Below are 14,540 nucleotides of genomic sequence, written 5' to 3'. Positions count from 1 at the left end.
TTTGCTATTTAGCCTTTATTCAGACTCAGCTTGGCTGTTTAGGTAGGCTCGATGGGAAATATTGGTCCATGAACGTACTTGTTTTAAGTAAGACGCTTGAGAATCTTGAATCTCTTTCGTTAGTGGGTCTTTAGCTGCATGCTCGGCAAGTAATTTATCATTTGCTTCGCGTAATGCTTTCATTACTGCAGGTGGGAAATCCTTCACTTGAACGTTAGGATATTCAGTCTTCATTGATACCCAATTCTTACCACTTTCATGCGTTGCCTGTGTGTACATGTCATAAGCAGCGGTGCGCATTGCTATTCTTAAAATTTCGCGTAAATCTTCTGGTAACTTCTCATAAGTACGCTTATTCACTAAGAACTGCAGTTCAGAACCCGGCTCATGCCAACCTGTATAGTAATAAGGTGCAATTTTGTGGAAGCCCATACGAAGATCTAACGAAGGACCAACCCACTCTAATGCATCAATTGTGCGACGCTCTAACGATGTATATAGCTCTCCAGGCGCAATATTAGTTGGTTTTGCACCCAGTTCAGCCAATACTTCACCTGCGAATCCAGGTATACGCATTTTCAACCCTTTTAGGTCATCAACGCTATTGATCTCTTTTTGGAACCAACCACCCATCTGTATATCCGTGTTACCACCAGGGAATGAAAGCAGGTTGTGAGGTGCGTAAACCTTATCCATTAACTCCATACCACCGCCGTGATAAAACCACGCGTACTGCTCTGCAGGCGTCATACCAAATGGCATCGACGTAAAATACAATGTATTGGGTACTTTACCTTTCCAATAGTATGAGCCCGAGTGCCCCATATCGTACTGTCCAGATTTAACCATATCAAATACACCAAGCGGTGCTTTGTGTTTGTTGGCAGAGTCGATGCGAATCACTAGCCGACCATTTGACATTTTTTCTGCCATTGCCGCCATATTCTTCGTTGCATCACCAAATACTGGGAAGTTCGGTCCCCATGTTTCTGCTAATTTTAATCGATACACTTTGTCAGCGGCAGTCGCACTCGTCGCCATTAGCGATGTACATACTGCAGCGACAACCATCGTCCCTGTAAAGACTCGTTTCACTGATTTCGAAATTAGGCTCATTTTTTTACGTCCTTTGTTATTTTACCGATACTTACGCCAGTAAGCACACGGGGTAACAATGGACATATTCGACACATAATGAAATCGGCGTGAACACGCATCCAATTAACATTTACACATTTAAGTTCGACTTTAGTATTACGTATTAATACGCAAGGAGAAAATTATCGTGGGTTTATATCGTTATATTACAATGATTTATTGGTTTATAAGGAAAGTAGGCTGGTATATAGTACCTACGTAGTTAACATTAAACCCGACTGGATAAATGTTATAATTTTGTGACCTATAGCTCACCGATGGAAAAACAGCAGAGTAAAACCAAAAAAGCTCCTAATAAGGAGCTTCGTTTTTATGGGCCTAATTAAATAAGGTCTTAGTTCGCTTTATACTGAACCTTGTTACCTTCAAGCTGCACTTTTAGTACAAGATTTTCTTCTAGTAACTTTTTCAGTGCACCCGTCGCCCAAGAGGCAGCTTTGCCTTCTTCTTGCCCTGCTTCTAAACCAATTTGTTTACTATTGATTCCTTCAGGACTATTCAAAACAATATCAAGAACTTGTTGTTGTTTTGGTGTTAAGGCAATAGACGTAACAACTTTCTCTTCTGTTACTTTAATCACGTCATTTTGAACTGTTTTTTTCTGTTTTGGCTCTGTTGAAGGTGCTGTTAAAACGACTTTTACGCGTTTTTGCAACTTCATTTGCACTTTACGTTTATGAGCGAGTCTCATTATATTTTCCTAAAATCCGCAGCGGTAAAAACTAAAGAGCGCTTTTATACCAAAAATTCGATACGAATTACAGTTTTGGACGATAGGTTGAATAATAATTGAACAAAAACCGATATTTAGCGGACTTTATTTAAAATAATGACCATCAAATGACTATTAATACAGAGGCATTTCGTCAGCTACGAATGGGTTTGTTCTTCGCTCTCTACCGATAGTTGAAATAGGTCCGTGGCCGGGAACAAATCCTACGTCGTTGCCTAAAGGCCACAACTTGGTCTTTATAGACCGAATCAATGTTTCGTGATCACCCTGCGGGAAATCGGTTCTGCCTATTCCTCCTGCAAACAATACATCACCGACAAAAACAAGTTGAGCTTCTTTACTGTAAAACACAACGTGCCCAGGCGTATGTCCCGGAGTATGATAGACCGCGAATGTTTGATTGCCAAAGGTAACTTCATCACCGTCAAGCAACCAATGCTGAGGCTCAAAAGATTCTGTTAATGGAAAGCCGAACATCTTGCTCTGACCTTCCAGCCCTTGCAACCAAAAATTATCCGCTTCGTGAGGGCCTATTATCTCAACACCGAACTCTTGAGCCAATGGCTGCGTCCCGCCAACATGGTCTAGGTGACCATGAGTCAACAATATATTGACGATATCTACACGCAGTTCTTGAATTAGCATTGTAAGCTGCTTGACGTCCCCACCGGGATCAATAACGATACCTTTCATGGTTTCGTCACACCAAACAATTGAACAGTTTTGTGCAAAAGAAGTGACTGGGACAATTTGATATTTAAGGCTCATAGTGTTGCTCAAGTTAGTTTACGTTTATGGCAAAACTATGACATTTGAAGACGCACAATACAAGCCAGTTACCAAGAACGTACTGGTCCAGAATCGATATGAACAAAATTACTGTTTGGATAATAACCAACACCACCTGCTTTTAATGTTTTTGCCGCATCTCGGACTTCGTCAAGCGGAACCCCTTCCAAGCGGAAATCCATTGCCTTGCCTAACATGTGGAAACTCTTTTTTGCCACTGCACCGGACTTAGACCGCAACAACTCGTTTGTTAAAGGCGATCGATATCCGGAAATTAATTGCACTTCAGCATTGGAGCTTAATAGCGTCTGAATCGCATTAAGTTGACTGAGTAAATGCTTATCGATGTCATGAACTTCGTTTCTACGGAAATCCCTAAAGATATGATTTACCTTATTTATTTCGGCTGAAAAGATTCTATTATTTGAATCAAACTGCGTTTGTAGTTTTTCTCCGGTATGGAGGTTTTTAAACGAGACCACTCTATTTTTAGTCAAATGACTATTTTGTTCTGCCAAAGAGGCCAGCACACTGGTAGGGAAAAAGGTAGCAAGGGCAACACCTCCAGTGGTTAGACGTAAAAATTGTCGACGGTCTACTGTATTAATTGGCATATAGTTCTCTTCATTAAATAAACGCTGTGCAAATTAACGTACATTAATTGATCAGTCAAATAATGGACGGGTGTATTTTTTGTTACTGAAATACACATTCAAAATTCAAGCCAACAATTGTCGGTTTGAATATTGAATTAATTGCCGTTTTTTTCGAAAAGCTCAATTTGTCAGTTTTTAGTCAAATTTAGAGAGGGTGTTCTGTTGTCATAACCGTAGATATCTTTTCTGTATTGAATCTGCCCATTTTTAACCCAAGCAGTTTGATAGAGTATATGAACAGGTATATGCCTTTTTAGTGCAACTCGATGCATTATGGGGTCTTCTAATGATTGCTTCGGTGGTTCAATCCCCTGCACTTGCATCAAGGTTTGAGCAAATTTGTCTGCATATTGAACCCTGATACATCCTGAACTATAAGCACGCGTTGTATTGTTAAATAGATATTTTGACGGCGTATCATGCAGGTAAATAGCTCTAGCATTTGGTGTATTAAACTTAAATGCACCTAACGCATTTCGTTTCCCGGGGGCCTGTATCATATTGTATGAGAAAGTGTCTGGATCGATTGCCTGCCAATCAATTGTCGAAGGGTCAATAACCTCTTTCGACCCCCAATACTTTACGATTTTCATATTCATTCTTTCGAGATAACTATCATCTTTTTTAATTAAAGGAATGATATCTTCACGCACTAGTTTTTTAGGAATCTTCCATGAAGGATTCATGATTAATGTATCCATCTTCACTCTTAGCAGCGGTGTTTTTCTTTTCTTTTTTCCTACAATAACCTTTGAAGAAAATTGATTTTCCCCTAGATACCAGTAATTTAAATGAAAACTAGGTAGATTAACGATAATAGTGTTTTGCAGGTCCTTTGGCATCAATCTGGAACGTTCCGTATTTAACGCGACAGAATATAAACGGTCTTCAAGCGGCCTATTTATCCAGTATAACGTCTCTTTTCCTATAACCCCGTCAACTTTTAAGCCATGCATTCTTTGAAACTGTTTTACAGCATTAATTAAAGGTTGATCATATTCCATCGTGTTGACATCGATATCTTCCGTGTTAATACCAACAACCTTCAAACGGTCTACTAGAGGACCTTTGTTATATATACCGTCGCCTTTTTTAATAATACCCACTTGTGTGTAGCGCCTGACTCCAGAGTCTATGCCTTGTGTCAGTATGCTTACCGCCTGATGCACGTAGTCCATTTGATCTGGAGTGCCATTGAAGGCCCTAACGTAATCAATAAGTGTCCCCTTATTCACGTTTTTCACGAACAGACTGATAGCATCATTGGTCGGTACAGTTTCTGGGAGTTCCACGCGGCTCCCGTAGTACCACTTAAAACCATTGTCTCTTACTAGCTTTGTATAGTTATTAAAATTCAATATCGTGTCGGTCGCAATAACATCGTACTCATACCACCGCCCTTCATCTCGCAAATTTTGCAACCTTAACAATCGAGCTGAGAAAAAATCACTTAACTGGGCGTAATGCACAATCATTAGCAATGACTCTAACTCTTGGGACGTCTCTGGTTCATGCCAAATGAGTTGAAAATCACGGGCAGTATAGATTTCGTTTAAAATTTCGGGATAGGTGACTTCCGAAGCGACTTTCTTGTCAACTTGCAACCAGTTCATTTGGTACAAATCTTCTAGTGCTAGCGATGGAGGAGTAAAACACAATGCTAATATCAGAAAAAACCGATTATTCATAAAAAGACAGCCATATTAAAGCGTTATATATAGAATAGGGCAATATATCACCAGATGTGGGGATTGAGATTAACATAAATGAGAAACACTACAAATAATACATAAAAAAACCCCACTTAAAGTAGGGTTTATTGGCATTATTTACGATAGTTTTTTTAACTAAATATCTAAGTTATGTTTACCGTGAGAAACCTTCGCTTTTAGGTAACTTTCATTGCCTTGCTTGACATGGGCAAAGGTATTTATCACCTCTTCAAGTTCAATGCCTAAACTTTGCAATTCATTTATTTTTTTAGGATTATTCGTAATCAGCTTAACTTTATCGATGCTCAAGGCGTTAAGCATTTGTGCAGCTTCGGTAAAGTCTCTTAAATCGTCGCCAAACCCTAGGTGATTATTCGCTTCGTAGGTATTCATTCCTTCACTTTGCAATCGATAAGCGTCGATCTTATTGTACAAACCGATCCCCCTACCTTCTTGTCTAAGGTAAAGTATGACCCCACCTTGTTCACCCATTTTATTAATCGTTTCTTCGAGCTGCTCACCACAATCACAACGTGACGAATGAAATACATCTCCGGTCAAACACTCGGAATGGATTCTCACTAATGGGGTATTTTCTTTTTGGTCGGCATTTTGAAACACTAGTGCTACATGCTCTTTATCGGTTTCCAAGCCACGAAATGAGAGAATCTCTGCATCAATATTACTTTTCAAACCAACCTTTAAAGCCACTCTGGCGCGGACTTCAGCCATATTTATTCTCGCTTAATCATTCATTAACACGTCAAATACATTAACGAACTACTGATATTCTAGATGATAACAACAATATTGGGATTGAAGTGAAGGATTTCAATGAAATATCGCGACATAGCAGCGAACTGTCGTTATCCATACGAAGGATAACTGTTATATTATAACAATAACCGAACCTTTCAAACCTTAATCTATATTTCTATCGTCGCTTCGCTTTGGTTTAACCAATCTAAACGCGAAAAATAGCCCAAGAATGAATAGAAGAATAGGAAAAAACCACAGTACCAATGTTCTATTTGATAATGCAGGATCATAAAGAACAAAATCACCAAAACGATGAGTCATAAACTCCACTATTTGGTCATCACTCTGGCCATCCTTTACCATTTGATACACTTTTAGTCGTAGATCCTTGGCTACAGGAGAGTTAGATTCAACTAAGTTTTGGTTTTGACATTGCGGACAACGAAGGCTTTTCGCTAGACTTACCGCCTCTTGTCTCTGTTGCTCTGAATCAAATTCAAATAACTCAGCTTGTATCGCAACATCTTTATTACTGTCATAAAAAATGACGGGGTCGCTTTTGTTGGCTGCTGTGGTCGTAAAAACAACCATCATTACCATTAGCGCTGAAGCCACGGATACCAATACTTTTTTCATTTTGCCCACTAGATATTGTTCTGATTAAAAATAGGAAGCAAGTTGATTGTGCCAGACATCTGAGTTAATGATTCCACTCACTCTGGCTATAATCTTACCGTTACCATCTATAACAAAGGTTTCAGGTGCGCCTAATACGCCTAAATCTAACGCTAACGCCCCATTTGGGTCATACACTATTTCAGCATAAGGATTTCCCTCTGCTGCAATAACCTTTTGTGCTTCTTTTTGATTATCTCGATAATTAAGCCCTATAATCTTAATACCGGATTCAGCCAGTTCAACAAGAAAAGGGTGTTCAATTTTGCATGCCGCACACCATGAAGCCCAGATATTCAATAATGTATATTCGTCACCAACAAAAATGGTCTCATCTACGATTTTATCACCATTTAGCGAAGACAAGTTAAAGCTTGGAACTGCTTCATTCATCATGGAGTCATTTAATTCTGTATTAGCGTTGTTTAGGCCATAATATAGGGTCCCAAATACTGAGAGTAAGATAACCAGCAATACAGATAACTTAACTAGTTTCATCACTCTTCTCCTTCATTGTAACGCTCGCAGTCCTTCGGTTTAATACTAGAGAAGCAACACCACCAAATACCATCAACAAACCACCAAACCAAATCCACTGTATGTACGCTTTATATTGGATTCGCACGGCGAACGAACCATCATATAATTTCTCACCTAGCGTTATATACAGATCCCCATGCCAGTAGCTTTTAATACCGGGTTCAGTCATATTCATCACTCGAACTTGATAATGTCTTCTTTCAGGAACCACTTCTTGCTTGCCATCAATCCTGAGCAAAACCTGCTCAGCTGTATAATTAGGACCAATGAACAGGTTCTGGCTTTCAAAGGTTAGCTGGAATCGTTCGAAACTTACTCGGTCACCAATACCAAGCTTCGCACTTGTTTCCACAGAATGATATGCGTTCATACTTGCACCAATACACGCAAGGACTATCCCCCCGTGAGCAAAACACATCGGCAACATAGCGATCCGACTTCTCGCCGTTCCCACATTATAAAATCGATGAAGCATACTAATACAAACAAATGAACACAGAACCCATGTAGCTAAAACCATCGGCTGCATAGTCTGATATTGAACTCGATATAATACGGTACCTATTAATAGGGCCACAATACTAAATATAACCAGCAATTTACCCGTTTTCCGATTATTTTTAACAATGATAGCGGCACTCATGAGTAGCAAAGCTATAAAAGTAAGCGGGGCAAACAGCGTGTTAAAGTATGGTGCACCGACAGAAATTTTACCCAGTCCAAATATTTGGAAGATCATTGGGTAAAAAGTCCCAAGTAATACGGTAATCATGGCAATAGTAAACAGGCCATTACTAAGTAAAAACAAAAAACTCCTGCTTTTATAACCTGGTATAGACTTCGATTTTATGTCGTCACTTCTAAAAATTTGGCTACCAAAACCGACTAACACGAGGGTTATTAAAATAGCGATAAGTACAACACCACGAGTGGGGTCGACGGCAAAAGCATGCACAGAAGTAATAATGCCTGAACGCACAACAAATGTACCAAGAATACTCAACGAAAATGTAATAAAAGAGAGGCCATAACTCCATTTCATTAAACGCTTTTCATGCTGGCTAATGATCAAACTGTGCACCAACGCAGTCCCTGTCAGCCATGGTAAAAGTGACGCATTTTCAACCGGGTCCCAGAACCACCAACCGCCCCAACCTAATTCATAATAAGCCCACCATGCGCCCAGCAAGACACCACTGGTCAAAAAAGTCCACGCAATTAAACTAAATCGGCGGCTAATTGCTAACCAATAAGAGGGGATATCTTTCTGCCATAATGCAGCTAGAGCGAGCGCAAAACTAGATGCAAAACCGATATAACCGATATACAACAAAGGCGGATGAAAGATTAGCGCAACATCCTGAAGCATTGGATTGAGATCTCTGCCCTCTTCTGGAAAAACAGAATTTACTTCAAATGGATTAGATGCAAGTAGTGTAAAAAAGGCAAACACACACACAAGCGTGGACGAGACGAGCAAGGCTTTAGCTAAGTATTCATCCGGTAGTTTCTTATAATTGAGTGCAATGGCTGAGTTCCAAAGTGCCAACGTAACGACCCAAAATAAAAGTGATCCTTCGTGACCACCCCATACGGCGGCTCCCTTAAAGAAAACAGGTAACTGCGTGTTGGAATGGGAAGCCACATAGACTAGTGAGAAATCATCAGTAACGAAAGCTACCGCTAACGCAACAATTGAAATTAGTGAGAAAAAAAGGCCGACATGAACCAATGAAAGCAATGTTCCAAGTGGAACTTTTTTTTTCAGTAACCACTGATTAGGTACATAACACAAAGAAAAAAGAGAACTAATAGCAACGATGAGAAGAGAGAATTGACCGATTTCTGAATACATATAATTTTAATTAGGCTTGACCCGAAATAAAAAGGTCAAGCCTATATTTCCTATACTACTGTCATTTGACCAGCATAAAGAACGAACGTACGTAACATTAGTACACCAACCAAGCTTAGTACCGTTACAATAACAATGAACCCGTTTTTATGTCGAACCGCTGCTGGCATGAAGAAGTTAAGCGCTAATGGCGTTAACATACCAAAAATGATAACTCCCCACCAGAACCAACTTGCCCAGAACCCACTGCCAATCGCATTGTATGCAGCGACTTCGCCTTGACCTCCACTAAAGATAAGTCCCGTAAAAAAGCAGAGCATAACAAACAATTCAAACATCACGACTGGACGTTCAAAGCTATGAACCCACTTCGCCGTTGCACTTGTTGGTGATTGCTTAAACACAACAATACCTCCAAGCATACAGGCCGCAGCACCAGAAGATAAGCTTGAGAACAGGAATAGGATTGGTAAAACTGGATTATTGAGCATCGGGTACGTTTGCAGAGCCGATAGTAAAAACCCGGTATAAGCAGCCAACATCACCGCCATAAACCCTAAGAACAGTTCCCAGAAATTTTCAATCTTAGCGAGTTTGACAATAATACCATCAACAAAAGAGAGTTGCTTCGGCATGTATTTCATAATGGTGTCTTTAAAGATAATTGCAATCCAGACAAATAGAACCATTAGATAGACTTGGAACAGAATAACACCCATCGACATAACCGAAGTGGGGTTAAAGTAGATCATAATTTTCCAAAATGCCAAAGGCTTGGTCAAGTGAAAAATTAGGATAGTAAGTCCAGAAATAATACCGAACGGCGCTATCCATGCGGTTGCTTTTATAATGCCATCTTTAGCTGGATCACCTTCAATGACTTTACGTTTCAGGTAAATAGATATCATCACAGCGCCGGCGGACATACCTGCTAAAAATAAATATATAGCGATTATCCAATCCCATACTAGGGTATCGAAATTAAATGCAGCTTCCATTTCTAAATCTCCCCTTTTTGGTGCGGAATTTTGTAAAGTTTAGGTTTAGTGCCTAAATCCAGTTTATCTCTATAAAAAACGTTATTGTTTAATACCGCATTGATTTCTGATTTCGGGTCATTTAAGTCACCGAACGTCAACGCTTTCGTTGGGCACGACTCTACGCAAGCAGGTAATTTCCCTGCCGCTAGGTTGGTATCACGACAGAAGTTACATTTATCTGCAGACTTATGTTCAGGGTGGAAAAAACGGACTTGGTACGGACAAGCCGCTAAACAATAACCACAACCAACGCACTTATCTTGATGGACATCGACAATACCAGTCTCTTCATCTGTATAAGCCGCTCCTGTAGGGCAAACCATTACACAAGGTGCATTTTCACAATGCTGACAAGATTTTCGTGTAAAACGGTAATCAACATCCGGATATTCACCTTGCGGCTCACTTCTAATAATCTCAAGCCTTGCTACACCTTCAGGAACATTATTTACTTCTCTACATGCATCCATACAAGCCGTACAGCCGATACAAGCTGTTTCGTCATGTACCATGCCATAACGCTTGTCGCCATCTTCCATCGTATTAGCAAGAGTCTTAGTGCTAAGAGCACCAGTACTTGCTACCCCGGTAGTGAAGATAACGGCGCCTGCGCCAGTCAAAAAATTTCGTCTAGAACAACTCATGTCATCTCTCCTACTCATTATCTTCTTTGTTTAGCTTAGCTTTCTTCATTTTCGTGAAGTCTGAGTGGCAATCGACACATAACTGTACTCTTTGCTTATGATCAAAGCTGAGTACTTTTGCTTTACTAGCGTGAACGTTATGACAATTGGTGCAGGTCAGGTTTTTTGCATGGACATCGTGTGTCCAGAATTTTTCGCGTAAATCGTCTGGCTTATGGCAGTCGGTGCACTCTTTATTCGCTTTCAATATTTCGCTTTGCGCCAGCACCTGCTTTTCAATACCCGGCTGAGATTGAGCTTCAAAATACTTGGTTACCTTTGGAGCGCCATTACGATGCTTCGAGCCAATCTTATTGTGACAATCAGCACACTTGACTTGTTTACCTAGTATATCAACCGCATTGTAACCATGAGACTCATGCAAAGAAGAATAAGATTTCTTGTGACACTTTGCACATTGCTTATCTTTACGTGAAATCACCAGTTTTTTTCTTTCCGGTTCTGCGGTAGCGGTGGTATCACTTGCAGTTTCCGCATAAACATTTATAGAGAAACCATAGAGACATAATATAAGAAGTGACTTCAGCATTATGGCTATGGTCAACTTGATATTGGCCATTTTTTCCTTCCCTTAATTCAGAATACTCTAATGTATTAATGAATGATATTTCTGAATAAGTATAAAAACTCTACAGGATTAATTTACAGCAATCCTAAACGATAATAATTCTTATTATTGAACAGCCACAACGCTATTAAAAGTATTATAAATAACTATATTAATATTACCTAATTTTAATATCACATAGTGACCAATTTCACCTTATTATTTCTGAGGTGTAGAGATGTAACTTCTTGAATAAGAAGAATTATTGAACATGTCGACTACCCCTTTATGGGTATATGAAACAAAGCGTGTCCGTGATCACCTTATTTATTTGATCTAAAACAATTTATTAAGCCAGCTATATACCTTATTTATTTTTTCCGTCTAATATATACGGGTACCTCCTATTCTTATTTAGGATACCAGTCCACAACGCTAGGTATAAAAATAAACGGAGTAATAAATTGAATAATCATATAAACATGGAGATAACACCATGAATAAGCACTGGGTATCTAAATCAGTAGCAATTCTAGCGGCGGGCTTGTTAAGCGCTTCTGTTGTTGTAGCTGCAGACGGTAAGATTGGCGACCCTCGTAACGAATCATTCGAGAGCAGTCATTCACAACAATACGAAACTTGGAAAGCGACTTCTGAGAGCACTGAAAAAACGGATGCTTTAGCTGGCGATCCGAACATGGTCATTATGTGGGCTGGTTACGGTTTCTCTAAAGACTATAACAAAGCACGTGGCCACTTTTACGCTATAGACGATTTACGAGCAACACTTCGTACTGGCGCACCTAAAGACGAAAAAACTGGGCCTATGCCTATGGCATGTTGGAGCTGTAAAGGCCCTGACGTGGCTCGTGTTATTGAAGAAAAAGGTGAAGACGGTTATTTTGAAGGTAAATGGGCACGTTTAGGCCACGAGATAGTTAACCCTATCGGTTGTTCTGATTGTCACAATACTAAGAGCGAAGCATTCAAAAATGGTGAACCTGATCTAATGATCACTCGTCCATATGTTGAGCGCGCGTTTGAGTCTATTGGTATGCCATTTGATCAGCAATCTGATATCGAAAAACAAGCAACAGTTTGTGCTCAGTGTCACGTTGAATACTATTTCACAGGTCCAAATAAGTCTGTTAAATTCCCTTGGGACCAAGGTACTACCGTCGATGACATGGAGCAGTATTACGATGCTCTTAACTTCAAAGACTGGACTCATAAAGTATCTAAAGCACCGATGCTGAAAGCTCAACACCCAGGTTTTGAAACTTGGAGAGTGGGCATACACGGTAAGAACGGTGTAGTTTGTGCTGATTGTCACATGCCTAAAGTTGAAAAAGACGATGGTACTGTTTATACAGACCATAAAGTGGGTAACCCACTTGACGCATTTGACAACACTTGTGCACAGTGTCACACACAAGAAAAAGAATACTTCCAAGGCGTTGTTTCTACACGTAAAGCTCAAGTTACTAACATGAAGCTTATCGCTGAGAAACAGATTGTTGCGGCTCACTTCGAAGCGGGTGAAGCTTGGAAAGCTGGTGCTACTGAAGAAGAAATGAAAGATATCTTAATGGATATCCGTCACGCACAATGGCGTTGGGACTATGCAATTGCATCTCACGGTGTCCATATGCATGCTCCTGAAGTTGCATTAGAAATTCTAGGTACTGCAGTAGACAGAGCGGCGGACGCTCGTACTAAGATTATTCGTCTACTTGCTAAGAAAGGCATCACTGACCCAATTCAAATCCCAGACATCTCTACTAAAGCTGCTGCACAAAAAGCACTAGGTATGGATATGGATAAGATGAATGCTGAGAAACAAGAGTTCCTTAAGACTCTCGTTCCTGAGTGGGAAGCGAAAGCCAAAGCACGTCAAGACAAGTACACTTATTAATAGATAAGTGAGGTCAACACCTCCCCGTTGACTTTAAATTAAATGCCAGCTTTTGCTGGCATTTTTCTTTTTTGTATTCCTAATTTTTCTTCAAACATCATCTTGGAAACGAATGGTTCCGGCGTGTTAGTGTCTTTCGTTGGCGTATATACGAACGTAATAGAGAGCACTCAATATCAATCAGTTACTCAGGTAGACAACCTGAATATAAAATATTGTCTGATCGTGATGGTGTGTTTCACTGGTTTTTGAATCACGAGTCACCCCGGCTGACTATAGATTTGCTAGAAAATAAACTTGCCCACTCTTGACCATCAAACAAACCACCGATTTAGTTGCGCTCTGGCGTCATCTCTTCACCAACATTGATTGGTTTTTAAAGGAATTAAACGATTCAATCTTGGCTATGGTTGATTGCAGAGAACTGAAGATAGACCACGCTATTCAATTCAGATATAGGTGCAGATTACTCACTAACAGTAATAAATTGTTAGTTGCAATCGGACTAATCAATTGGAGCGATATACGCGACAAGAGTAAGCAGTGTCGAAACGGATATACACCGCAAACTCTTGTATAGATAGAAAGGAAATGGCTAAAATGAGACGAAAAATTTAAAAATGTCACCCGTTAGTTGGCAGCAAGTAACCTGTTCAATTGAAAAGATGAGAGCAAGACAACTAGCCTGCTGAAACAACACCCAACATACAGAACAAGCACTCAATATCAAGAAACTGAGAACTACTTAGTTTGTAGTGCTTGGGTTCTGTTTATAGAATTAATGATTGCTACTCTGTCTATACCCTGGCGTTCTGAATCTAACACTTTTTGCCAAGTCTTAATCGCGTCATCATATCTAAAACTAATGAAGTGGTCATTAGCGATGAGCATTAAGGCAGTATCGTTTAGTTGGTCCTTTGACAAAGCGATATCCAGTAATTCATTTACTTCTTTAGTCATGCGCTGTGAGCTTAAATAATATAAGGCCGTGGCTTTTGCGGCATAAATGGTCGATGAAGGTTCATCAGTCAATCGCAACACGTACCCAAAGCAAGTGTCTGCATTGGTAAATTCTCCATTTGCAAAATATCCTTGCCCCAATTGAAACCACAAATCCGCATTATTTTTGTCTTCTCTTAGTTTGTCTTGAATCTCGACAATAATTTCATCGATAGTTAATGGGACAGCAAGTTTTACAACCTTGGTTTGCTCCTTACCTGGAGACACAATATAGAACCAAGAAAGCGTGCAAATCGAAGATAAAGTGACAGATATGACAAGCGGAGTTAATAAGCTGCTCTTTTTTTGATATCTAAAATGAAATAGAAAAATGATGAGCGTGAGTAACAAACAGAGAATTAAAACAGGCATATGGATAGATATAGAAAATGAGAATTGTCGCAATACGATAGCATTTCAAGCATAAAAAAACCGGGCTTTCGGCCCGGTTTTTTTAT

General features: G+C 39.8%; 14 protein-coding genes. 1 reads left to right on the top strand and 13 read right to left on the bottom strand.

All coding sequences use genetic code 11. The features are described 5' to 3' along the window. Positions 1 to 15: 15 nt before the first annotated feature. The 12 genes from IUZ65_RS07010 to nrfB all read right to left on the bottom strand — a co-directional run bounded on the left by IUZ65_RS07010 (position 16) and on the right by nrfB (position 11,180). Positions 16 to 1,116, bottom strand: a complete 1,101-nt coding sequence (locus tag IUZ65_RS07010) for a TRAP transporter substrate-binding protein (RefSeq protein WP_195703057.1) — start codon at positions 1,114 to 1,116, stop codon at positions 16 to 18. A 376-nt stretch (positions 1,117 to 1,492) separates the two neighbouring features. After that, the gene (locus IUZ65_RS07005) at positions 1,493 to 1,849 is read right to left on the bottom strand and encodes a MarR family transcriptional regulator (protein ID WP_195703056.1); all 357 of its coding nucleotides are present in this window, start codon (positions 1,847 to 1,849) and stop codon (positions 1,493 to 1,495) included. A gap of 156 nt (positions 1,850 to 2,005) precedes the next feature. Then, the gene (locus IUZ65_RS07000; protein ID WP_195703055.1) at positions 2,006 to 2,659 is read right to left on the bottom strand and encodes an MBL fold metallo-hydrolase; all 654 of its coding nucleotides are present in this window, start codon (positions 2,657 to 2,659) and stop codon (positions 2,006 to 2,008) included. Between the two features lie 68 nt (positions 2,660 to 2,727). Continuing rightward, on the bottom strand, positions 2,728 to 3,294 hold the full coding sequence (locus tag IUZ65_RS06995; protein ID WP_195703054.1) for a YcbK family protein: 567 nt from the start codon (positions 3,292 to 3,294) through the stop codon (positions 2,728 to 2,730). 170 nt (positions 3,295 to 3,464) lie between these two features. After that, positions 3,465 to 5,024 (bottom strand): L,D-transpeptidase family protein, encoded by a 1,560-nt coding sequence (locus IUZ65_RS06990; protein WP_195703053.1) that lies wholly within the window; start codon positions 5,022 to 5,024, stop codon positions 3,465 to 3,467. A 159-nt stretch (positions 5,025 to 5,183) separates the two neighbouring features. Beyond that, positions 5,184 to 5,780 (bottom strand): GTP cyclohydrolase II, encoded by a 597-nt coding sequence (locus tag IUZ65_RS06985; RefSeq protein ID WP_195703052.1) that lies wholly within the window; start codon positions 5,778 to 5,780, stop codon positions 5,184 to 5,186. Positions 5,781 to 5,969: 189 nt separating this feature from the next. Then, positions 5,970 to 6,443: a heme lyase NrfEFG subunit NrfF gene (nrfF, locus tag IUZ65_RS06980; protein WP_229638001.1), complete on the bottom strand. Its 474-nt coding sequence runs from the start codon at positions 6,441 to 6,443 to the stop codon at positions 5,970 to 5,972. A gap of 24 nt (positions 6,444 to 6,467) precedes the next feature. Beyond that, positions 6,468 to 6,980, bottom strand: coding sequence for a DsbE family thiol:disulfide interchange protein (locus tag IUZ65_RS06975; RefSeq protein WP_195703051.1), 513 nt, complete (start codon positions 6,978 to 6,980; stop codon positions 6,468 to 6,470). After that, positions 6,967 to 8,877: a heme lyase CcmF/NrfE family subunit gene (locus tag IUZ65_RS06970; protein ID WP_195703050.1), complete on the bottom strand. Its 1,911-nt coding sequence runs from the start codon at positions 8,875 to 8,877 to the stop codon at positions 6,967 to 6,969. Before IUZ65_RS06970 ends, IUZ65_RS06975 begins: the two co-directional genes overlap by 14 nt. Positions 8,878 to 8,927: 50 nt before the next feature. Next, entirely contained in the window at positions 8,928 to 9,875 is a 948-nt protein-coding gene (nrfD, locus tag IUZ65_RS06965) for a cytochrome c nitrite reductase subunit NrfD (protein WP_195703049.1), read from the bottom strand. Positions 9,876 to 9,877: 2 nt separating this feature from the next. Next, positions 9,878 to 10,561 (bottom strand): cytochrome c nitrite reductase Fe-S protein, encoded by a 684-nt coding sequence (gene nrfC, locus IUZ65_RS06960; RefSeq protein WP_195703048.1) that lies wholly within the window; start codon positions 10,559 to 10,561, stop codon positions 9,878 to 9,880. A 10-nt stretch (positions 10,562 to 10,571) separates the two neighbouring features. Further along, positions 10,572 to 11,180: a cytochrome c nitrite reductase pentaheme subunit gene (nrfB, locus tag IUZ65_RS06955; RefSeq protein ID WP_195703047.1), complete on the bottom strand. Its 609-nt coding sequence runs from the start codon at positions 11,178 to 11,180 to the stop codon at positions 10,572 to 10,574. A 484-nt stretch (positions 11,181 to 11,664) separates the two neighbouring features. On the opposite strand from nrfB, the gene nrfA reads away from it, so the two are divergent. Further along, entirely contained in the window at positions 11,665 to 13,083 is a 1,419-nt protein-coding gene (gene nrfA, locus IUZ65_RS06950) for an ammonia-forming nitrite reductase cytochrome c552 subunit (RefSeq protein ID WP_195703046.1), read from the top strand. Between the two features lie 741 nt (positions 13,084 to 13,824). Here the strand turns inward: nrfA and IUZ65_RS06945 are convergent. Beyond that, positions 13,825 to 14,310 carry a TPR domain-containing protein gene (locus IUZ65_RS06945; RefSeq protein WP_195703045.1) on the bottom strand — a complete coding sequence of 162 codons (486 nt, stop codon included), beginning with the start codon at positions 14,308 to 14,310 and terminating at the stop codon, positions 13,825 to 13,827. Between the last annotated feature and the right edge of the window lie 230 nt (positions 14,311 to 14,540).

It is taken from the genome of Vibrio sp. VB16, assembly GCF_015594925.2.
In the GTDB taxonomy this organism is placed as follows: Bacteria; Pseudomonadota; Gammaproteobacteria; order Enterobacterales; family Vibrionaceae; genus Vibrio.
This window is presented reverse-complemented; position numbering and strand designations above follow the sequence as displayed.